17 protein-coding genes are annotated in these 22,137 nt (G+C 69.6%); 13 read left to right on the plus strand and 4 right to left on the minus strand.

Features of this window, described 5'->3' with window-relative positions; all coding sequences use genetic code 11:
• The first annotated feature begins 79 nt into the window (after positions 1-79).
• From K318_RS23440 to K318_RS24560, 4 genes are all read left to right on the plus strand, one after another.
• Entirely contained in the window at positions 80-2,272 is a 2,193-nt protein-coding gene (locus K318_RS23440; RefSeq protein ID WP_084499602.1) for a choice-of-anchor M domain-containing protein, read from the plus strand.
• 721 nt (positions 2,273-2,993) lie between these two features.
• Entirely contained in the window at positions 2,994-3,626 is a 633-nt protein-coding gene (locus tag K318_RS0103875; RefSeq protein ID WP_029088509.1) for a hypothetical protein, read from the plus strand.
• Between the two features lie 100 nt (positions 3,627-3,726).
• Positions 3,727-6,909: a choice-of-anchor M domain-containing protein gene (locus K318_RS0103880; protein ID WP_156913758.1), complete on the plus strand. Its 3,183-nt coding sequence runs from the start codon at positions 3,727-3,729 to the stop codon at positions 6,907-6,909.
• A 161-nt stretch (positions 6,910-7,070) separates the two neighbouring features.
• Positions 7,071-7,244, plus strand: a complete 174-nt coding sequence (locus tag K318_RS24560; protein ID WP_156913759.1) for a hypothetical protein — start codon at positions 7,071-7,073, stop codon at positions 7,242-7,244.
• A gap of 12 nt (positions 7,245-7,256) precedes the next feature.
• On the opposite strand, the gene K318_RS19225 is transcribed toward K318_RS24560, so the two are convergent.
• A complete protein-coding gene (locus tag K318_RS19225; protein WP_169721440.1) occupies positions 7,257-8,789 on the minus strand; it encodes an MFS transporter in 1,533 nt (510 codons plus the stop codon).
• A gap of 167 nt (positions 8,790-8,956) precedes the next feature.
• Here K318_RS19225 and K318_RS19230 point away from each other — a divergent pair, with 167 nt between their 5' ends.
• The 8 genes from K318_RS19230 to K318_RS0103930 all read left to right on the plus strand — a co-directional run bounded on the left by K318_RS19230 (position 8,957) and on the right by K318_RS0103930 (position 17,090).
• Positions 8,957-9,676 (plus strand): ATP-binding cassette domain-containing protein, encoded by a 720-nt coding sequence (locus K318_RS19230; protein ID WP_051297471.1) that lies wholly within the window; start codon positions 8,957-8,959, stop codon positions 9,674-9,676.
• Positions 9,676-10,464: an ATP-binding cassette domain-containing protein gene (locus K318_RS19235; protein WP_051297473.1), complete on the plus strand. Its 789-nt coding sequence runs from the start codon at positions 9,676-9,678 to the stop codon at positions 10,462-10,464. The genes K318_RS19230 and K318_RS19235 overlap by 1 nt, the downstream gene beginning before the upstream one ends.
• A 106-nt stretch (positions 10,465-10,570) precedes the next feature.
• Positions 10,571-12,217, plus strand: a complete 1,647-nt coding sequence (locus K318_RS0103905) for an ABC transporter substrate-binding protein (RefSeq protein ID WP_425393434.1) — start codon at positions 10,571-10,573, stop codon at positions 12,215-12,217.
• A 3-nt stretch (positions 12,218-12,220) separates the two neighbouring features.
• Complete coding sequence (locus K318_RS0103910) at positions 12,221-14,008, plus strand: ABC transporter permease subunit (RefSeq protein WP_029088512.1); 1,788 nt, start codon at positions 12,221-12,223, stop codon at positions 14,006-14,008.
• Positions 14,009-14,115: 107 nt separating this feature from the next.
• Positions 14,116-14,424 carry a nucleotidyltransferase family protein gene (locus tag K318_RS0103915; RefSeq protein WP_051297474.1) on the plus strand — a complete coding sequence of 103 codons (309 nt, stop codon included), beginning with the start codon at positions 14,116-14,118 and terminating at the stop codon, positions 14,422-14,424.
• Positions 14,411-14,761: a HepT-like ribonuclease domain-containing protein gene (locus tag K318_RS0103920; RefSeq protein WP_029088514.1), complete on the plus strand. Its 351-nt coding sequence runs from the start codon at positions 14,411-14,413 to the stop codon at positions 14,759-14,761. The genes K318_RS0103915 and K318_RS0103920 overlap by 14 nt, the downstream gene beginning before the upstream one ends.
• Before the next feature lie 173 nt (positions 14,762-14,934).
• Positions 14,935-16,134 carry a pyridoxal phosphate-dependent aminotransferase gene (locus tag K318_RS0103925; protein ID WP_029088515.1) on the plus strand — a complete coding sequence of 400 codons (1,200 nt, stop codon included), beginning with the start codon at positions 14,935-14,937 and terminating at the stop codon, positions 16,132-16,134.
• The gene (locus K318_RS0103930; RefSeq protein WP_029088516.1) at positions 16,131-17,090 is read left to right on the plus strand and encodes a 2-hydroxyacid dehydrogenase; all 960 of its coding nucleotides are present in this window, start codon (positions 16,131-16,133) and stop codon (positions 17,088-17,090) included. The genes K318_RS0103925 and K318_RS0103930 overlap by 4 nt, the downstream gene beginning before the upstream one ends.
• Before the next feature lie 148 nt (positions 17,091-17,238).
• On the opposite strand, the gene K318_RS23445 is transcribed toward K318_RS0103930, so the two are convergent.
• The 3 genes from K318_RS23445 to K318_RS0103945 are packed head-to-tail and all read right to left on the minus strand — an operon-like array spanning position 17,239 to position 21,444.
• Positions 17,239-17,937: a TetR/AcrR family transcriptional regulator gene (locus tag K318_RS23445; protein WP_051297476.1), complete on the minus strand. Its 699-nt coding sequence runs from the start codon at positions 17,935-17,937 to the stop codon at positions 17,239-17,241.
• Entirely contained in the window at positions 17,930-19,699 is a 1,770-nt protein-coding gene (locus K318_RS0103940; RefSeq protein ID WP_029088517.1) for an ABC transporter ATP-binding protein, read from the minus strand. Before K318_RS0103940 ends, K318_RS23445 begins: the two co-directional genes overlap by 8 nt.
• Entirely contained in the window at positions 19,696-21,444 is a 1,749-nt protein-coding gene (locus tag K318_RS0103945; protein ID WP_035280235.1) for an ABC transporter ATP-binding protein, read from the minus strand. Before K318_RS0103945 ends, K318_RS0103940 begins: the two co-directional genes overlap by 4 nt.
• 255 nt (positions 21,445-21,699) lie before the next feature.
• Here K318_RS0103945 and K318_RS0103950 point away from each other — a divergent pair, with 255 nt between their 5' ends.
• Positions 21,700-22,116, plus strand: a complete 417-nt coding sequence (locus tag K318_RS0103950; protein ID WP_029088519.1) for a Fur family transcriptional regulator — start codon at positions 21,700-21,702, stop codon at positions 22,114-22,116.
• Positions 22,117-22,137 lie beyond the last annotated feature (21 nt).

The following is a 22,137-nucleotide window of genomic DNA, read 5'->3' on the forward strand; positions in this document are numbered from 1 at the left end:
GAAGCCAGCACAGGCTTCAGGTCCAGACAGCGGATGACCGCTGCATCCCTCCCAAGCTCAAGAAGGAAAGGCATCGTCCATGAGATTGCTGAGCAGACAGGGGACAGCCGCACTTGCGGCCAGTGTCCTCGCGATCGGCAGCGCGCTTGCCGCACCCACCATCGCCTCGGCGGCGGATCATGAGGTCCTTAACGACCCCGTCGTCTTCGGCGAAGGCCACGTAGACGCATTCAACATGCTGCTGAATGACGACGGCTCCGTCGAGCTCGCGCTCAGGGAGGACGTCACCGGCCAGCACGTGCTTCACTCACCCGAGTCAGTGGATCTCGTAGTGAAGGAGACAGCGCAGCAAGCGTTCTCGGCCTCGGACCGCGTACCCGAAGAGCTTCAGGGACAAGAGGTCTACCACCTCCCAGAGCGGAACACCGGGACACTCATCTGGCCCGGATGGGACACCATGTCCCTCACCCCCGAGTTCGGCGGACAGGTTGCGACAGAGTTCAAGATCACCGCATTCACCGGCCCGGGCGACGCCTGGGTCTGGGCAGGAATCGACGACAGTCATCTCACCAGCGGTGGCCACAAGCTCGCAGTCGGAGAGGCGATCTCCCAGCCGTTCCCCTCTCACACTCACAGCAACTGGGCGTTCAGCGAGCCCGGAGCCTACGAGTTCACAGTCGAAGCCGAGGTGAGCGGCAACGGCAACACCGCCTCGAGCGCACCACAGAACTACCGCTTCGTCGTCGACCCGGAGCTCTCGATCAGCGGTCTCGCAGACCACTACCAGTCGGGTGAGGCAATCGAGCTGTCCGCCGAGAGCGACCCGGGCCTCGAGGGCGGAAGCTACGAGTGGTTCGTCCAGCGCGAGGGAGATGCAGAGCCGGAGCCGATCGAAGGCCAGGACGGATCACAGCTCAGCCTGGAGGCCGACGACTCCCTCAACGGCGCCCAGATCACCGCAGAGTTCCGCGGCGACGGCGGACAGATCAACCCTGGCGTGATCGCCTCCGCACAGACTGACACCATCACGATCGACGACCACGGCGATGAGCCTGCACCCGAGCACTCGCTGAGCATCGAGGGCATGCACGAGCACTACCACCAGGGTTCCGACATCACCCTCGATGCGGTCGCCGATCCCGAGCTGGAGAACGGCAGCTACGAGTGGTTCGTACAGCGCCGGGATCAGGACGAGCCGGTTCAGGTCGAAGACCTCGACGAGGCCCAGTTCATCCAGACCGCAGAGCAGGCCCTTGACGATGCGCAGGTGAGCGCCAATCTGGTGGATGACGGCGGCGAGGTGCTCGCCTCCGCCGATGCCGTTACCATCGATGTGGACGACCACGGCGCACCTCCGCACCAGGAGGTGACGGTCAAGGGCACCCAGGAGCACTACCACACGGGCGACACCGCCACCCTCACTGCCACGGTTGACCCCTCCTCCGTACTGAACCGCTACGAATGGCAGGTACAGCCCGCAGGCGAGTCCCAGTGGACCGCAGTCGAGGGTGAGAACGGCTCCGACTACTCCTTCGACGTGGGCGAAGACCTGAACGGCGCCCAGGTGCGGGCAGTCCTCACCTACGACGACGGCGAGGAGTACGTCGCCTCCGAGCCGATCGAGATCCAGATCGACGATCACGACCAGGAGCCGACCCCGCCCGAGACCGAACTCACGATCGAGGGCCTGGAGAGCGAGTATCAGGTGGGCGATGTCGCATCGCTGACTGCAGTTCAGGACCCGCAGACGGACGAGGACCACTGGCACTGGTTCATCCAGCGTGAGGGCGATGACGGCTACTCGGTGATCGACGGCGCACTGACCGATACTCTCGAGCACACGATCGCAGAAGGCGATGACGGTGCGCAGATCATCGCACGCCTCTACGACCACGACCACGCCCTCATCGCCGAGTCCGAGGCTGCAACCCTCAACGTCGCTGGCGATTCGACCCCGCCTGAGGACGATGACGACGATGAGGGCCGCGACGACGACAACGGCGGTGACGACGGAAACCGCGATGATGATCAGGGCCGTGACGACGACAACGGCAACGGCGGCTCCGACGATGACAACGGGAACGGCGGCTCCGACGACGGCCGTGACGACGACAACGGCAACGGCGGCTCCGACGATGGGAAGGGTGACGGCGACAAGCTGCCCCGCACCGGCGCAGAGATGACTTCTGCAGCCGCCGCGGCCGGCCTGCTCCTGGCCATCGGCACCGGTGCCGTGCTCCTGGCACGCCGCAGGGCAACCGCCGCGGAATGATCCCACGATAATAGGGCGCCCCAACTGGTGACCCCTGCCCCTCACAACTGAGGCCTCTTGCACTCCTCCGAGCGCAAGGGGCCTCAGTGCTGTGCGCGACATGCGGATCCACCACACTCCACCGAACCCGCCTGCCACACCTCAGCACACGGCACCAGGCCCACCGCGCCTCAGACAGTTTCATCCTCGGCACCCAGATTGACGTTCGCTGAGAACTCGGTTAGCGTGAGCATTGCGTCTAGTGATAATCACTATCAATACTTTGAGTCGGGTGGATTGGAGGGGCACGCGAATGACTGAGGCCTCGGGCATGTCCCATGCGCACCTCCACGCCGACACGGAGCACCTGCACGACCGCAGTCACCTCGCCACCGGCGGCGTACTGCGGTGCGGCTGCGGCCCCGAGTCGCTCAGCGCCGTAGACGTGCTCCCTGAAAAGCTCGTATGCGACTTCCAGAACTGGATGCCGCACCGGCACCAGGTCCACGGCTTCGTCCGGACTCGCTTCAGCTATGACACCCGAACTCCCCGCACGTTCCAGCGATCGGAGTGCCCTGACTCCAGCGCGTGAGACCACGTGGTCGCCGGAACGTGCGCATGCACTGCTCGCGTGCCCAGGAAACACCTCCGCGGTGCCGCAGAACGCGCTGTGATGCCGCGGCAAGCAGTGCCGAAGGCTCATCACTCTTCAAGCAGCACAGACAGAGATGGGAATAGGATCATGCACACGAAGAACGCACATCGCGCCCTCGGCGGCACAGCCGCCCTCGGACTCGCCGTCGTCGGCCTGAGCTTCAGCTCCACGGCCGCAAACGCGCAGACCGAGGTCATCATCGACTCCGGCCACATCGACATCGTCGGCATCGACGAGCCGGGGGAGATCGGCTCGATCTTCGGCGATGACGGCGGCTACATCAGCTGGGACGACATCGGCAGTGACAAGTACGTGCTGGAGTACGACGTCAACCGGGCCGGTGTCTCATGCTCGGCAGGCGTCTACACCGCGAGCGCAGCCAACATCGGAGGCACGAACCCGTGGGCAGGCTTCAGCGATCACACGGGGAGCACCTACAGCATCACGATGTCCAAGGTCGGGGGCACTGCCAACACCGGCGATGTCACCTTCACCGAGAGCGTCAGCAATGTGACCGTCCTCGACACTTCCGTGCCACTGGAATGGGATCTCTCAGCGTATGCCCACACTCATGGAGCGTGGACGTTCGACTCGGGCACCGGCGATTGCAGCGCTCCGGACCAGCCTGCCCACTACGACTTCGACCTGGAGTTCGACGTGGACGAGCTCGGTGGTTCGAACGATGACGATCACACGTTCACCTTCCGGGTCGTCCGATAAGACCCGGTGACCAACCGTCTGTGGGGCGGCCGCCGCAAGCGGCCGCCCCACTGGCGCGCACACTCCTTTCACCTTCTACCGAGGATTGGGACTGAGACGATTGAACAGACGGACCGGCGCGACGACGGGCGCGCATCATCGATCACCCGCTCGCATCGCCGCCCGCTTGCGCAGCGCCCTTTCCCTGGGAGCGCTCAGCGCACTCCTCGGCGGCGGAATGCTGACCGCAGCACCAGCGGCAGCAGACACCGTGCAGGAAGGCCCGAGTGTCTACTACCACGCGGCGCTCCCGTCCGGTGAGTGGCAAGTGACGTCTGCAAGGAGCGCAAACGGCTTAAGTAACCGTGGCATTCAGCTTCGCGTCGGCTCTCAGGACGTCGATGCCATCCCGGAAAGCGAAGAGCATGCCTGGCTGGGACCCGCCGGTGAGCTGCGCTGGCGCACCTCGAACTACGAGTATGATCCTGACGCCGCGGACCGCACGATAACCAGCATTTCCACACGTACGGTTCGCAGCAACCACCTCTCCGAAGAGAACCAGAACATTCGCTTCTCGCTGTCGAACATCACGGCGCCCGGGACCTTCGCGCTCTATGAGGCGGTGCCGCCCGCAGACGGCACTGCCGGCGAACCCGGCGAATTGTTCCGCTGGGGCACCGGCACGCAGCGCGACGGCTCCCCACAGACCAGCGAACAGAGTCATGACCTCGAACCCAGGCTCAGGCCCCTGGGCGAGGCATCCTTCGGCGCCTCGGGCATGTACTGTTTTGACCTGACAGCCGAGGCGACGCTCGCCGACGACACCCCAGTCACCGACACGGAGACCATGCGGATCGCAGTGGGCGATGAGGTCGCTGCCGATGCCGCCTGCGGCACGGCGACCAATGAGACTCCGAAGATCCCGGAAGCGCCTGATACCCCCGACGCACCCGCGGCACCCGCTGCAACCGTCGAAGGTGACGGGGTCGCAGTGAGCTGGGAAGCTCCCGACAATGACGGCGGCAGCCCGATCACCGGATACTCTGTGACACTCAGCGACCAGAACCGTGGGACCTTCACAGAAGAGGTCGACGGAGAGACAAAGCACGCTGCGTTCGAGGACGTACCCGCTGGTCATTACCGGGCGCGCGTGATCGCGAAGAACGACAACGGCGAATCCGAACCTTCGCCCTGGTCCGAAGAAGTGGCTGTGGGCGAACCGATCCGGGTGATCGACGACGGTCACATCGATGCCATTGCCCCCCAGTTGGACACAGATGAGGCCACTGGAGAACTCTCGCTCGCGCTGCGTGCACACCACGATAGCTTCGACTGGCTCGACTGGGACCAGTTCGTGCTGTACTCAGACAATGTGATTCAGAAGACGCTGCCCGAAGAGTTCACTCCCGACAGCGATTGGTCCTTCATCGGCGAACCCGGACAGACCATCTGGGAAAGCCCCTACGGTCGCATTCCCTCCGCCCCCTGGGTGGGATTGAGCACTGAGGACACCAGCATCCGGGAGAACCTGGACAGGGGCCAGCGCATCGATGTGCGCATCGAGGGAGTCACCGGGCACGGGGGCGGACCCGCTCCCGGCGAGTTCGCCCTCGACAATGTCCGATCGGCCAGATCGGGCTCGGATCGCAACGGTGTCGGTCTCATCGGTGCCACCAAAGAGGGTTTGCCCAGCGCCTACCAGACATCGCCGGGCAACCATGAGCACTATTCCTGGGACTTCACTCAGCCCGGCGTCTACTGTCTCGCAGTGGCCATTGAAACGGAGGTGAACGGCGAACGGCAGACGGCCCGCGAGCAGCTCACCCACGTCGTGGGCGAGACAGTGGACCCCGCCACAGTCACACCGTGCGGCACCAAGGCGGAATACCCCGAAGTCGGAACTCCTCAGAGCGTGGATCCGCAGAGTCCCGGCGAAGATCCCTTCGCATTCGAGGGCGGATTCGGCAATGTGGCGCTCGAACTGGAGGACGGGACTCTCACGTCCACGCTGCTCCACAACGACAGCTACCGCAACACTCTGCCTGAACATCACTCACTGGAGGACGTGGTGTTCCGCGCCGAACAGCTCGGCAATGAGGAGGACTACGTCTTCGGACGACCGAGCTTCCTATCCGATCTGGACCGGGACAGTGCTCCGTACCTCAGCTGGAGCGCCTTCGGCGCAGCGAAGGACCAGCTGGACGGGGACATCGCCTGGACCGTAGACGGCGTGCGCGGTCCCGGCGAGCTCCAGGTTGCAGAATCCATGAAGGGTGTTCGCGAAACCGTGCTCGATACGAGTGAAGGCGGCGACACGCAGACAAGCATCTGGCCCGGGGCTGAGATGCTCGACACCCGCTGGGCGGTCACCCACCCGGGCAAGTACTGCATCGACATGAGCTGGACGGCGCGGACTAAGGATCATGGTGAGGTCAGCACCTCGCAGACGATCACGGTCGTAGCCGATGGCGAAGGCTTCGAGCACGATGCCGAGACTCTCACGCGGACCTGTGCGGATGAGGATGGCCCGTCGGAAGAGCCGAGCGAAGAGCCGTCCGAGGAGCCGACTGGCGAGCCGAGCGAGGATCCTTCGGGTGACCCTTCCGAGGAGCCGACCGGTGAGCCGAGCGAGGATCCTTCGGGTGACCCTTCCGAGGAGCCGACCGGTGAGCCGAGCGAAGATCCCTCGGACCGTCCTTCCGAGGAGCCGAGTGACGACGCCCCAGCTGAGCCCGCTCTGAGCATCAGTCCCGAGGAGATCGGCATCACCGAATTCCTCGACCAGGAGCAGGGCGTGACGCTGTCCGTCAGCGGGCTCGAACCCGGCTCTCCGGTTGAGTTCGACATCGCCCCGGCCTCGGACCAGGAGGTCGAGCCCAGCACTCTGCCGGGCGAGGCCAACGAGGATGGCATTGCCTCCGCAGTGGTCTACGGCATCAGCGCAGCCGACGCCGAGAACTATCTGGGCGAGTACACCGTCGACGCCACCATCGACGACACCGAAGGCACCGCAGCCCAGGCCGCAGCCAACGACCTGAGCGGCTCCTTCACTGTTGTCGCCGACGGAGTCGCCCCCGACGGAGACGCCCCCGACGGCGGCGGAGACGACGACGGCTCCACGGACGATGACCAGGATCGCGGCGGCGACAGCGGCCATGACGGCGGCAACGATGACGGTGGCGACAGCCTGCCCCGCACCGGCACGGAGACGACCTGCGCGGCAATCGCCGCAGGCCTTCTCCTGGCCGTCGGCACAAGCGCTGTGCTCCTGGCACGGCGCAAGGTGTCCGCAGCCGGGGAATGACCACCACGATGACAGAGCACACCGCACGGTGAGCCGCTGACCATCAACCGAAGAAGCAGAGGCCCGCTGCGCTCATGAGAAGCGCAGCGGGCCTCTGTGTGCACATGCATCCCTCACGCCTGACGCGGGGCACAGCTGGAGTGGGAAGACGGAGGTGCATCATGACGGCCCAGATCCCAGACCGGATCCGCGTACGAACCGCTCACGGCCACGTCGAGGTCGACGGCCTCAGCAAAGAAGACGTGGAGTTCACAGAGACGAACGTCAAGCGTGCCAGCAAGGCAGCCGAAAGGTACGCCGCCGTACTCCGAGAGGTCCAGGACAGCGCCACATGAGCAGACTGCGCCTCAGCCTGCCGCCCTGCGATCCGCGCGCCCCTGCGCCGTCCTCACGATGAGCACCGCAGAGACCACCGGCAGCGCCGCCAGGAACACCCACGCCGGCAATGAACCGGCCGCACCGTCGCCCATGAGTCGGCCGGCCACGACATTGCCCACCAGCACCCCGATGCCGCCCACCGTCGAGAGCAGCCCGAAATACGCGCCTGTGGGACGATCCCCGGCAAACCGGGGGACGACGCTGAGCGCAGTGGGATTGGCGATGAGATGGCCCAGCGTGAGGAACCCCACGGCCAGGAACACCGTCAGGATGTGCCAGCTCTCGAACATGCCAGCAAGCGCCTCGAGCGGCCCGAAACCGCCGAGGCCGCCCGGAGCTTCCGGCCCTCCCGCACCGCCCGGCTCCCCGGAGCCACCCGGACCCAGCAGCGCACTCACGGCCAGGACCCCGAAGGCGAGCGCACTGGCCGCATAGCCGCAGCGCAGCGCGACACCCGGCCGCGTCCGCGCGAACAGCCGGGCCACAGGCAGCTGCAGCACCAGGGTCAGCACCGAGACCACGGCGAACATCAGCCCGATCTCGGCCGCCCCACCGCCGGCGCGCCGCAGCTCGAGCGGGATCGTGAGATACAGCTGGTTGTACGCGATGAGGTCCACGGCGTGCAGTCCCGCGAAGGCGAGGAACCGCCGGTCCGAGACCACTCCCCCGCGACGCGCGCTCGAGGCCGCTCCCCCGCGACGGCGGCCCACAGCCTCGGCCGCGGGCGCCTCACCTCCGGGCTCCGTCGCGGCCGCCTCACCTCCGGGCTCCGCCGCAGCGGCCTCATCCCCATGCTCCGCCGCAGCGGCCCCGCTTCTGCGAGCTCCCCACCCTGCGGATGACTCGATGCGCCGCCGCCCCTGCCGGACGGGCCTCCCCGGCAGCGCGATCCAGAGGAAGACCGCGATGAGCACGAACAGACCGGCGCCCCCGGCGGCGACGACGGCGAAGCCCCAGCCCAGCAGCGCCGCCCCCAGCAGCGGCCCCAGCACGGCGCCCATCTCGCCGGCCAGCCCGAGCCAGGCGAAGAGCGTGGCCCGAGGCGCCCTCGGCCCGCGCCCGCCCGCTCCGCCTGCCGGCCGCGCATCGGCCCCGGCATCAGCACCCACACACGATCCCGCCGCGGCCCCGCCGCGCAGCGCCTCGGCCTGAGCCACCAGCGTATTCACCCCCGGGGAGAACAGCGCGCCGCCGAGTCCGGTGAGCACGGTGCCCACCAGGAACAGCCACAGCTGCGGCACCTCCGTCCACAGCGAACCGGCCAGCGAGAGGAAGCCCGTGATCCGCACCGCACACCCGGCGAGGATCACCGACCGCGCACCCCAGCGGTCCGCCAGCACGCCGCCCAGGAGGAACAGCCCCTGCTGAGCCGCGGTGCGCACGCCCAGGACCACGCCCACAGCCGCACCGCCCAGGGCGAAGTCCTCGGAGAGCACGACGGCGAGGAACGGCACCACGGCGTAGAAGCCCACATTGAAGAGGAGCTGCGTGCCCAGCAGCACGGGCACCCGCGGCGCACGGCGCAGGCTCCCGGCCCCGCCGATCCCCGAACCCGCCGCCGAACCCGCCGCGCGGCCGGCGCTCCGCCCAGAAGACCCCTCGGAGTTCTCCCCCGCACGACATATGCATGCTTGCGCACGCTTAAAGCGATTCATTATCGTTCCTCATTATGCTCGAAGCTACCACTCCTGAGGCGCTCCTCTCGCTCCGCGATGTCGTGATCACCGCGGATGCGGACGGCCGCACTCTCCTCGACGTCCCGTCCCTCGATCTCCTGCCGGGCGAGCGCGTGGCCGTCACGGGCCCCTCGGGCAGCGGCAAGTCCCTCCTGCTCAACACCATCACCGGGCGCTGGCCGGTGGGAGTGACGTTCGACGGCACCCGCACGACCGCCCTCACCCGCATCGGCTTCGTCCCGCAGCGCGGCCTCGACGCCCTCCACCCCCTCCTGCCGCTGGGCCGGCAGCTCAACCGGGTCTCCGGCGCCGACCCCGCCCGGGTCGCCGAGGTGCTGGATGCCGTGGGCCTGCAGGACCCCGAACTGCGCCGCCGCAGGCCCACGGAGCTCTCCGGCGGCCAGGCCCAGCGTGCGGCGGTCGCACTGGCGGCCCTGACGGACGCCCCGCTCGTCCTCGCCGATGAGCCCACCAGCGCCCTCGACCACGAATCCCGCGATCTCATGCTCCGCCTGCTCCTCGACCTGCTGGGCGAGGGCCGGACCCTCGTCGTCACCACCCACGACCCCATCGTCGCGGATGTGCTGGGCGCCCGTCGCATCGGAGTGGAGGCCGGACAGATCACCGAACAGCGCGCACCGGCGCAGGAACCGGGGAACCCGAGCGCGCACCCCACCGGAACCGCCGGTGACCACATGAGGAAGGCCGGCTGATGACCGTCGCACCGGAGCTCTCGCCCGCCATCACCGTCGAGCAGGTCACCGCCGTCCACGGCTCCGGCCGGCAGGCGCGGACGACGCTCTCCCCCACCAGCCTCAGTGTCAGTCGCGGGGAGTCGGTCGCCGTGATCGGCCGCTCCGGTGCGGGCAAATCGACGCTCGCGGACGTCGTCCTCGGCCTGCGCCTGCCGGCGAGCGGATCGGTCACGGTGTGCCAGGAGCACTGGTGCTCGGCCACCCGCAGACCGGCCAAGCGCCTGCGCAGCCTGGTGCAGGGCATCCCCCAGGACCCGGTGGCCGCCTTCGTCCCGCGCTGGACCATCCGCCGGTCGATCGAACGCGCCATCCGCAGCCTGAGCCGCAGCGCCCCCGACGGCCTCGGCGAACACCCCGCAGGCCGCGATCAGGCCCGGGAGCACGCGCGGGACGCCGAGGCCCGCATCAGCCGTGCGGCGGAGCTCGCACACCTCGAGCCCTCGCTCCTGGACAAGCGCGTCACCGAGGTCTCGGGCGGTCAGGCCCAGCGCGCGGCCATCGCGCGCGCCCTCGCCGTCAGCCCCACGGTCCTCGTCGCCGATGAACCCACGAGCGCCCTCGATCCGCGCACCTCGGCCGAGGTCTCGGCGGCACTGCTCTCCATCGTCGAGGACGAGGGCATCGCCCTGCTCCTCGTCACCCACGATCCCGAGTTCGCCGCCCGCTGCACGCGCACGGTCGAGATCACCGCACCTGCCGGCGACCCCCTCACACCCGCGGCTCCGGCCACGGCATCGGCGGCATGAGCCCGAGGACCGCGACCGCCCACGGGCATCGTCCGCGCCTCGTCCGGCGCACCACCCGGGCCGCCACAGGCCCCCAGCTTCGCTCCATCATGAAAGGCACCACCCGATGACACAGTCCCCCGTACCCGACCACCCCGCGCACGCGCCCCTGGGCGCACGCACCGGCAGCCAGGCTCGTGCAGACAGCCAGGCAGGTGCCCGCGGCCGTGCGCGCACCGGGGGGGCAGCGCGCCCCGCCCGGAACCGGCGCCGCCTGCTCGCGCTCGCTGCCGCCCCCGCCTCGCTCCTCATGCTCGCCGGCTGTTTCGGCTCACCCGGCAGCGGCGCCGAGGCCACCGACGAGCGCATCTCCGTCGCCTTCATGCAGCCGCCCCGCTCCGGGCTCAACCCGCTCAGCGACGATGCGTTCAAGCTCTCCCGCCTGTCCACGGCCGAGACCCTCGTGGTCCTCGACGCCGACGGCAACGCGCTGCCCTCACTCGCCACCGGATGGGAGCAGGTCGACGATCACACCTGGACGTTCGCCATCCGCGAGGGCGTCACCTTCCACTCCGGTGAGACGCTGACGGCCGACCATGTGGTCAACTCCCTGCAGCACGCGATCGATGCCTCGCCCGTCCCCCGCATCCTCGACGGCACCGATCTCACGGTCGAGGCCACCGGGGAGCAGGAGGTGACCATCACCACCCACGAGGTCGACCCGCTGCTGCCCAACCGCCTCTCCAGCCCGCAGTTGGCGATCCTCGACGAGGCCGCCTACGGCGATGTGATCAACCCGCAGGGACACGGCACCGGCCCCTTCGAGCTCACAAATGTCAACGGCATCGTCGGCGTGACCCTGGACCGCTACGACGACTACTGGGGCGAGCCCGCCCAGGCCTCCGGCATAGACGCGCAGTTCGTCCCCGACGGCACCGCCAGGGCCGCGGCCCTGCGCACCGGCGAGGCTGATGTCGCCGAGGCGATCCCGGTGGGCCAGGCGGCCTCGGTCGACGAGGAGCTCATCCACGAGGTGCCGATGCCGCGCACCAACACCCTCTACCTCAACTCCGAGTCCGGGCCGTTCGCGGACCCGGCGGTGCGCGCCGCCGCACGCGAGGCCATCGACCGGGCCGCGATCATCGAGTCCGTCTACGAGGGCCGCGCGGACGTCGCCGAGGGCCTGTTGGGACCCGCCGTGCCCTGGGCCGCGGACCTGCGCGAGCACGCGGACTACCAGCAGATCCTCGACGGGCGAGAGCCCCCGGCCGAGGTCGACGGCGTGAAGATCACGCTGGGCGCCTTCACGGACCGGGCGGAGCTGCCGGAGGTCGCAACGCTCCTCGAACAGCAGCTCGAGGCCGTGGGCTTCGATGTGCAGCAGGACATCCGCGAGTACCAGTACATCGAAGCAGATGCCCTCGACGGCGCGTTCGACGCCTTCATCCTCTCCCGCGCCACCGTGCTGGACTCCGGCGATCCCGTCGCCTACTACGCCGCGGACTTCACGTGCGGCGGCGGGTTCAACCTCTCCCAGCTGTGCGATGACACCGTCGACCAGGCCATCGACACGGCGACCGCCACCCCCGCAGGCGATGAGCGGCAGCTGACCACCATGCTCGCCGAGGCGCAGATCCTGGCGACGGACTCGGCCATCCCGATGCTCCACGAGCGGGTCATCCAGGGCGAGCAGACCAACCTGGTCGATGCCGCCCGGGACCCGCGCGAGCGCATCCTCGTCACCGCAGACACCCACCTCACCGCCGCGGAGTGACCCATGCTGCGCAACAGTAGCCTCCTGGGTGCGGCGTCCCGGATCGTCAGCGCAGTCGCCCTGCTGCTGATCGCCGGGGCGCTGCCCTGGCTGTCCCTGCGCGATCCCGCCGCCTCGGTGCTCCGGGCCCGCTATGCGGAGCTGGAGCCCACGCCCGAGGCGCTGGCCGCGGTCCGCGCCGAGCTCGGCCTCGAGGGTGGCCCCCTGCCCACGGCGCTGCGCTGGTGGGGCGGTCTGCTCCGCGGGGATCTGGGCGAATCGTGGATCAGCCGCGCGCCCATCGGCCCGGGCGTGTGGAACGCCCTGGGCGTCTCCGCGACGCTGACGGTGTGCGCGATCGTCGTGGCGCTCGTCATCGCCGCCGCCCTCGTGACGCCCGCGGCGCTGCGCATCCTGCGCGATAAGCCGCAGCGCGGCTCCGGTCCCGTCGGCGTGGCGCTCACCTCGCTGCCGGAGTTCCTGCTCGCCAGCGCGCTCCTCGTGGTCGTGGCGGTGCAGCTGCAGTGGCTGCCGCCCTACGGCTGGACGGGGTTCAAGACCGTCATCCTGCCCGCACTGTCGCTCGGCGTGCCCGCCGGCGGACTCCTGGGCCGCCTCCTCACAGACGCCGTGGGCGGGGTCGCGGAGGAGCGCTGGGTGAATGTGTGGCGGCTCGCCGGCGCACGTCCGGCCGTGATCCTGGGCGGGGCCCTGCGCCGGGCCGCGGCCGCTGTCATCGACCAGCTGGGCCTCGTGTTCATCGGCCTGCTGGGCGGAGCGGTGGCGGTGGAGCAGGTCTTCGCCATCCCCGGCCTCGGCCGCTACCTCCTGGGCGCTGCGAACTCCCAGGACCTGCCCGCACTGCAGGCGGGAGTCATGCTCATGGCCGTGGCGGCGGCGCTCGTGGGCATCCTCACGGGCGTGGCGCGCAGGTTCCTGCGCGGAGGCCCGCTGCCTCCCGGGGCCCTGCCGCCTCCGCCCGAGGCACGGGGCGATGGCCGGGCCGCCCGCTGGACGGCGGGGCTCGCGCTGGGCGGCCTCCTGCTGATCCTCGTCACCGGCCTGCCACGGGACCCCTACGCCATCGTCCATCCGCGCCTGTCCGCGCCGAGCATGGCGCTGCCGTTCGGTGCGGATGCCAGCGGACGGGACCTGCTCGCCCGGGTGGCCCACGGCACCATCGGCACGCTCACGCCCTCGTTCGCGATCGTCGCCCTGGCCATCGTCATCGGTCTGCTCCTGGCGGTGCTGGGCGAGGTGGCCCGCGGCCCCGCGGAGATCGCCAACGCGACCCCGCCCATCCTCGCCGGCGTCATCATCGCCGCACTCATGGGCCCCTCCGTGGGCGGTGCCGCGCTCGCGGTGCTGTGGGTGACATGGCCGCCGCTCACCACCCACGCGGCCGCGCTCATCGACGAGGCCAGGGCCATGCCGCACATCAGATGGCTCCCGCTGGCAGGCGTCTCCCGATTCGAGATCTGGGTGCGCCACATCCTCCCGGCCACGGTGCCTCCGCTCCTGCGGCACGGCATGCTCCGCCTGCCCGGCGTCGCACTGGCGCTCGCGGCCCTGGGCTTCCTGGGGCTGGGGGCGCAGCCGCCGCTGCCGGAATGGGGGCTGCTGCTCTCCGAGGGCATCGACTATGTGGAGCGCGGACCGTGGACCACCGTGGCTCCGGCCACCGCACTCATCCTCACCTCGGTGTTCGCCGTGGCGATGGCGGGCCTGCGCAGGCGGCGCAAGGCCAGCGGCGCGCGCTCGGGCCGTCCGAGGGCGGCCGAGGCCGCGGAGGACGCCGCGCTGCCGGTGTGAGCGCGTGCCGGAGCGGGGGCCGTGACACCGCATCCTGCCCGCCGCTCACGTGCGTCGCAGTTCTCGCGCAAGGCCTGCGCAATCGCGATGAACGCTAAACTGTGAGCATGAACACGGCGGTGACCGACCACGCGATCGACCACGAGCGCCTGCGCAAGATCTGTCAGCGCTACGGAATCGCACGCCTAGACGTCTTCGGGTCCACGGCCCGCGGTGACTCAACCGGCGAGAGCGACGTCGACCTGCTGTACACGCTGGCACCTGGCGTGCGCCTTGGCTGGGAGATCGAGGATCTCGCGCAAGAACTGTCAGCGGTCCTGAACCGTCCGGTCGATCTGGTCTCACTGCGATCGGTGAACCCTCGCCTTCGCGCGCAGATCACTCAGGAAGCGCGTCCGTTCTATGCCGCAGCGTGAGCTCCTGCTGCTCGCGGAGATGATCGATGCCGCCGAGCAGGCACAGCAGCTGGTCAGAGGAAGGACCGTGAGCGGTATCGAGCAGGATAGGCAGGCCCGTGATGCGCTCCTCTGGAACTTCACAGTTCTCGGGGAGGCCGCCAGCCAGCTGTCGATCGAGTTCAAAGAGGCCCACCCCGAGGTGAATTGGGCTCGACCGAGCCAGCTGAGAAACAGAATCGTCCATGGCTATTGGTCCATTGACATGGGGATCCTTCACTCAACTGCCCTGGACCATCTGCCTGACTTCGTCACCGCGGTGAAGCAGGTGCTCGGTCGCCTCGAATGTCCGCGCTGATGCCCTCGAGGGCGAGCACCCAGCACCCGCATCGCCCGCCTCCTTCATGCGGGTGATGCGCAGTATGGCACCGACGATGCCCTCACAAACGAGGGGGGCTAGTCTGATATATCAGCCGTACACTAGAATGGCCCCGTACGGCACCGCCATTACCCGATGAGAAGTGGGGCATCATGCAGCAGCTCGCACAACGGCTCGACCGCCTCGGCACCGAGACCGCCTTCAGCGTGGCCCAGGCCGCGGCCGCCTGGAAGGCGAAGGGGAACAGCGTCTACCCCTTCCACCTCGGCGACATCAACATCCCGACGGCACCGAACATCGTCGAGGCGATGAACAGGGCGATCGCCGACGGCTACACCGGCTACTGCCCCGGGCCCGGCATCCCGCAGCTGCGCGAGGCCCTCGCCGAGGACATCGGCGCCCGCCGCGGCATGGAGCTGACCCCGGAGAACGTCGTCGTGATGACCGGCGGCAAGCCCGTCATCACGAAGTTCCTCCAGACGGTCATGAACCCCGGGCAGGAGGTCCTCTACCCGAACCCCGGATTCCCGATCTACGAATCGCAGATCGAGTACCTCGGCGGCACGGCGGTGCCCTACCGCTACCTGCCCACCGAGGACGGCTTCGCAATCGACCTCGACCAGGTGCGGGCGTCCATCACCCCGAACACGGCCGCCATCATCTACAACGACCTGCAGAACCCGATCTCCGCGGAGTCGACGGCGGCGGAGCGCGAGGCCATCGCCCAGATCGCCCAGGAGCACGACCTCTGGGTGCTCTCCGACGAGGCGTACTTCGAGACCCGCTACGAGGGCGTCTCGAACTCGATCGCCGCGCTGCCCGGGATGGCCGAGCGCACGGTCATCCTCTACACCTTCAGCAAGAAGTTCGCGATGACCGGCTCCCGCCTCGGCTGCGCGGTCGCACCGCGTGAGGTCGCGGAGGTGTTCAGCACCCTCAACACCAACGACGAGTCGTGCACCACGCACTACGTGCAGTGGGCGGGCGTCGAGGCGCTGCGCGGAACCCAGGAGCCCGTGGCGCAGATGCTGGAGACCCTGCGCGAGCGCCGCGATGCCGCGTGCGAACTGCTGAACGGCATCCCCGGCATGGACGTCGCAGTGCCGCAGTCGACCTTCTACCTGTTCCCCGATGTCACGGATGCGATGGACCGCCTCGGCTACACGGCGGTGGGCGATTTCGCCTCGGCGGCCCTGTACGAGACCGGCGTCTCGTTCTGCACGCGCGAGCACTTCGGTCGGCGCCAGCCCGGCGAGGACCGCCAGTACATCAGGCTCGCCTACTCGGGCATCGACGTCGAGGACATCCGTGAGGGCCTCGGCCGCCTGCGCCAGTGGATCGAGACGGCATGAGCCGGGTCGTCGTCACGGGACGGATTCCCGAAGCAGCGCTCGAATCGCTCCGCACCGAGCACGAGGTCGACGACTGGCAGGGACCGGGATCGATCGATCGCGAGGAGCTCCTGCGCCGCGTCGCCGGCGCCGATGCCATCGTGTCCCTGCTCACCGAGAAGATCGACGCCGAGCTGCTCGACGCCGCGGGGCCGCAGCTCAGGGTGGTGGCGAACGTCGCAGTCGGCTACGACAACATCGATGTGGCCGCATGCGCCGAGCGCGGAGTGATCGCGACCAACACGCCCGGCGTGCTCACCGATGCCACGGCCGATATCGCGCTCAGCCTCATCCTCATGTCCACCCGCCGGCTGGGCGAGGGCGAGCGGATCATCCGCTCAGGCCAGGAGTGGAAGTGGGGCATGTTCTTCCTGCTCGGCAGCAGCCTGCAGGGCAAGACCCTCGGCATCGTCGGCATGGGCGGCATCGGCCGGGCCACCGCACGCCGGGCCAAGGCCTTCGGCATGGAGATCGTCTACCAGTCGCGCAGCGAGATCGACCCGGAGATCGCCGCGGAACTCGGCGCCCGGCGGGTCGACCTCGACGAGCTGCTGTCCGTCTCCGATGTGGTCTCGCTGCACTGCCCCTACGGGCCCGCCACGCACCACCTCATCGGCGCGGAGCAGCTCGAGGCGATGAAGGCCTCGGCGCACCTCGTCAACACCGCCCGCGGCCCGGTCGTCGACGAGGCCGCCCTGGCCTCGGCGCTGCGTGCGGGGACCATCGCCGGCGCCGGCCTCGACGTCTTCGAGCATGAGCCCCAGGTCCACCCCGACCTGCTCGAGCTCGAAAACGTGACGCTGGTGCCGCACCTGGGCTCGGCCACCGTGGAGACGCGGACCGCGATGGCGGTCCTCGCCGCCGACAATGCGCTCGCGGTCCTCGGCGGGCAGGAGCCGCCCTCGCCGATCGGCTGAGACGGTGGGTCCCGCCACACGCGGGACCCACCCTCCGGGGCGGGCGGCCCGTACGCCGTACCCCACACGGACTTCGCCCCCGGTGCCCCTGCGGCATCGGGGGCGATGCGCTTGACTGCTGGAATCTCAGGAACGCGCCGGGCCCCGGTCATACGGCTGGCTTCCGCCCGACGGAGATGCCGTCGAGGACGAGGGCGAGCTTCCGCTGGAACCAGCCGCGCGGATCGGCCGCGAGTGCCCGCCGCATGGCCCGGCGGACCTCCCGGCGCGGGCCCGCCTGCCCATCGTCCTCCCACAGGCTGCCGATCTGCGCGCGGAGGTCTCCGCTCCCGCCGTCCACCGGCTGTGCGAGGCCCTCCACCCCGCGCCGATGGTCGAGGGTCATGTCGATGACGGTGTCGACGGCCAGCAGCGCCTCGTCCGCGGTGAAGCCCTGACCCACGAGGCACACCGCGAGATCATCGAACAGATCGGCCATCCGCGCCGGCAGCACCGCGTCCGACAGCTCCCTGACCGCGCCCGGGTGGCGGGCCAGCAGATCCCAGAGCGCGGTGGCGTGCCGGTCCAGCAGCTCCCTCCAGGGCAGGTTGCGATCCGGCCAGGTGTGCCGGTCGAGCACGTGGTCCCAGGCCAGGGCGAGCAGTGCGGCGCGGGTGGGCACATGGCGGTACAGGGTCGTCGTGGTCACCCCCAGCCGTGCCGCCACCGCCGGCACCGTGAGGCCGCTGAAGCCCTCGGCCGGCACCACCTCCGCGATCAGCCCGCGCGTGATCTTGGGCGGACGGCCGCGCCGGACCGGCGGAGAGCTGTGCACGCCGAGTGCAGACAGGTCCTGTCCCTCAGACATCGCCGGGTCCGGTGCCGGGGTCCGCCTCCGGCGCTGTGAGCCGCCACGTGGTCGCCGCGGTCAGCATCTCCCAGTGGGCAGCGTATCGCCCGCCGGCGGCGAGCAGCTCGCGGTGGGTGCCGCGTTCGGCGATGGCGCCGTCCTCGACGAAGAGGATCTGATCGGCCGCCGTGATCGTGGTGAGCTGGTGCGCGATGACCACGACGGTGCGCTCTCCTCTGAGCCCGGCGATCATCTCCGAGACAGCCCGCTGGTTCTCCGCGTCCAGCGCTCCGGTCGCCTCGTCCAGCAGGAGGACCGGTGCGTCCTTCAGCAGCGCTCGCGCCAGGGCCACACGCTGCCGCTGCCCGCCGGACAGGCGAGCGCCGCCCTCCCCCACCTCGGTCGACCACCCCTCCGGGAGTTCGGCGAGGACCTCGGAGAGCCGAGCCAGACCGGCGGCCCGGTCGAGCTCCGCCTGCGAGGCTCCCCGATGAGCCAGGCGGACGTTGTCCTCGACGGTCCCGCTGAACAGGTAGGAGTCCTGGAACACCGGGGCGATCCTCGAGTGGAGGGCGGCCGAGCCCATGTCCGGCAGGGCGATGCCGCCCATTCGCACGGTGCCGCACACAGGGTCGTGGAAGCGTGCCAGCAGCCGGATCAGGGTGCTCTTGCCCGAACCGGAGGGGCCCACGATCGCCGTGAGGGAGCCCTCGGGGACGGTGAGGGAGATGTCGCGCAGGACGGTCCGGTCCTGCGCATAGGAGAAGCTGACGTCCTCCACCGTGAGCTCCGTGCCGTCCGGGATGCGCGGCTGGGCGGGTTCGTCCAGGGGTTCGGCCGTCAGCAGCCGGTCGATGGTGTCCATCTCCGCCTGCGAGACCCGGATCGCCACCGCCTGGCCCGCGATGTCGCCCAGCGGTGCGATGAACCGGTTGGCCACCGGCAGCGCCGCGAGCAGCGTGACGAGCGCGAGCGGATCGGCGGTCCCGGCGGCGAGGGCGAGCAGGCCGGCGACCAGTGACAGGAGCGCGAGCTGCATGACGACATTGCCGGCCAGCAGCGGCGGCACCGTCCACCAGAGCTGCCGCCGCTCGCGCTGGTGCTGATCATGGAGCGCGCGGTCGATGAGGGTGCGCCCGGCACCCGCCCGGTCCTGCGTGCGCAGCACCTGCTGGGTGTGCGCGAACTCCACGATCCGGTCGCTCGTCTCCGCCAGCGCCTCACCGACCGCCTCATCGGCGCGTCGGCCGACCCGCCCCGAGAACCAGTGCACCAGAGCCATCGGCGCGAGGCAGGCGGCCGCGATCGCGCCGAGGCGCCAGTCCACGACGATGAGCACGACCAGCAGCGTCCCCGGTGTGACGACAGCGCGGATCAGCGGGGTGAGCTGGTGGGCCGGCAGGGCGAGCATGTCCATCACCCCCAGGCTCAGGGCGTGCCCGAGGCGACCGGTGTTGGCAGGCGCGAACCAGCCCAGCGGCAGCGCGGCTATGTGATCCCCCAGACGCAGGCGCAGCCCCGTGAGGAGCTCGATCGCCACATCGAAGCCGCGTCGGACGCCGCGGTACTCGACGACCCAGCAGGCGATCGCCGCGACGGCGAGCACGCACAGCCAGCGGACGGCGCCGCTGAGGTCGTCCGCCAGCAGGGCGCGCAGGAGGGGAACGCTCGCCCCCAGCGCCAGGCCCTGCAGGATGCTCGCGATGACGGTCCAGCGCAGGTAGGACCGGAGCAGATGGGTGCGGTCCGCCCCGAGGTATTCGGCGAGTCGTCCGATCATGAGGTCACTCCGTCCGCGGTGCGCTGGGCGTCCCACAGCCTGCGGTAGACCCCGTCACGGGTCAGCAGCTCGGTGTGGGTGCCGTGCTCTGCGATGCGGCCGCCGTCGAGGACGATGATCCGGTCCGCACCGGAGACGGTGGTCAGCCGGTGGGCGACGACGATGACGGTGCGGTCCGGAGTCAGCAGGGACGACAGCGCACTCTGGATCTCGTGCTCCGCTTCCGCATCCGCCGAGGCGGTGGGCTCGTCCAGGATCAGCACTGCCGGGTCGAGCAGGAGCGCGCGGGCGATGCAGACCCGCTGCGCCTCGCCCCCGGAGAACGCGGCGTCCTCACCGCAGACGGAATCGTAGCCGCGGGGCAGCTGCATGATGCGTTCGTGGATCCGTGCCGCTCGGGCGGCCCGTTCGATCCTCGCGCGCCCGGCGGTGGGGTCGGCCAGGGCGATGTTCTCCGCGACTGACGTCCGCAGCAGACGCGCGTCCTGGAACACCGCCCCCACCCGCGAGTAGAGGGCGCCCCCATCGATCCGCTGCAGCGGCGTCCCGCCGAGGGCGATGGTGCCCTCGTCGGGATCCGCCGTGCGCAGCAGCAGCCCGGCCAGGGTGGACTTGCCGGAACCGGATTCGCCCACGATCGCAGTCACCGTGCCGGGTTCGAAGCTCCAGTCGATGCCCCGCAGCACCGGCGCAGCCGGATCGTAGCCGAAGCTCACACCGGAGACCGCGATCCGAGTGCCCTCGGGGGCGCCGGGCTCGGACGGCGACGGCATGACGGGTGCGTCCAGCAGGGCGACGAGGCGCTCCGCCGCCGCCCTGCTGGTCTGCATGGACTGCAGATCGACCATCAGCGTCCCGATCGGGGCGGACAGCCCCAGCCCCACCAGGGCGAAGGCCAGCACCGACACGGGGTCGCTCCACCCCGCCGCGACGAATCCGGTGCCCGCCCCCATGGTGAGCATCAGCAGCGCCACCGGTCCGATCACCTGGTTGGCGAGCGTCTCCGGGCGGATCATCGGCCCGGCCCAGCCCAGGAAGAAACTCGTGAATCGCTCCACCGCCGCTCGATACGCGCGCGAGGCGCGACCGGCCTCCCCGAAGGACTTCACCACCCCGATCCCGTCGGCGAACTCCACCACCGCAGAGCTGATGGCGGCGAGCGCCCGGCCGTACCGGTCCATCTCCGCCATGCTGTCACGCATCACCGCCGCATACAGCGCGGCGAATGCCGCCAGCGGCAGCAGCATCACCAGGGCCAGCCGCCAGTCCACGGCGAACAGGTACGCGTAGACCGCCAGCGGTGTGACCACGGCCGCTGTGAGGCCCGTGAAGGAATGCGCGACGAGATGATGCAGCGCCTTCACGTCATCCTGCGCGCCCTGCTTGACCCGGCCGGCCGTGGTGTCCGTGAACCAGGCCAGCGGGGCCTCGCTCAGCCGCTCGACCAGCCGGCGGCGCACCCACAGGGTGAACGAGTTGTCCGCCAGATGCGCCACCAGATCCGCGAGCCCCCGGCACATGATGCCGGCGGAGAGCAGCCCAGCACCCGTCATCAGCACTGCCCAGACCCGATCGTCACCGGGATCGTCCAGCAGCATCCGCGCGAGCACCGTGCCGGTGATCACCGGCGACAGCAGCAGCGCCGAACCCAGCGCCTGCAGCGCGACCGCCAGCCGGATCCGCCCCCGCACCGGCGCCAGCAGCGCCCTGACCGCTGTCCGGCCATCAGCCTGTGCCTCACCCATGCCGCCCCCGATCGATGGAAGCGGGGAGACCGAGCTCCCCATGAAACGAGAATCACTATCGTCAATGATTAACGTTATGCGCATGCTGAAATGACCGCAAGCCCCGCCCGGCGCGCACCGCAGGCGGCTCCGAGCTCAAGGCGATACGATCCGAGGCGCGCACCGACCCCTGCAGTGGGGGCGCGTACGCATAATCGTATTGAGATATGATGATGAGTCCGAGAACCCTTCTCGCTTCCCGCATCAGGAGGATGCATGCCGGACCAGCCGCCCCGCGCCCGCAGGCGCACCGCGCAGAAGAAGGCCGTGAGCGAGGCCCTCGAGGCCGCAGACGGCTTCGTCTCCGCCCAGGAGCTCCACCGCCGCCTCTCCGACGACGGCCAGACGGCCGGCCTCGCCACCGTCTACCGGCAGCTGAACACCCTCGCCCAGGACGGCGAGGCGCATGTCGTCACGACCCCCGCAGGGCAGCTGTTCCGCGCGTGCGAGGCCGGCGCGCACCACCATCACCACCTCATCTGCGAGAGCTGCGGGCGCGCCGTGGAGATCTCGCCCCCGCACGAGGACTGGCTCCCCCGGGTGGCCGAGGACAACGGCTTCAGCATCTCCCATCACCAGATGGAGGTCTTCGGACTCTGCGCGGACTGCCGCGCGAAGTCCACGGGGGCATGAGAGCGCGGCCGCGGAGGCTCG

Origin of the sequence: Brevibacterium album DSM 18261 (assembly GCF_000426445.1) — a bacterium.
Classification (GTDB): Bacteria; Actinomycetota; Actinomycetes; order Actinomycetales; family Brevibacteriaceae; genus Brevibacterium; species Brevibacterium album.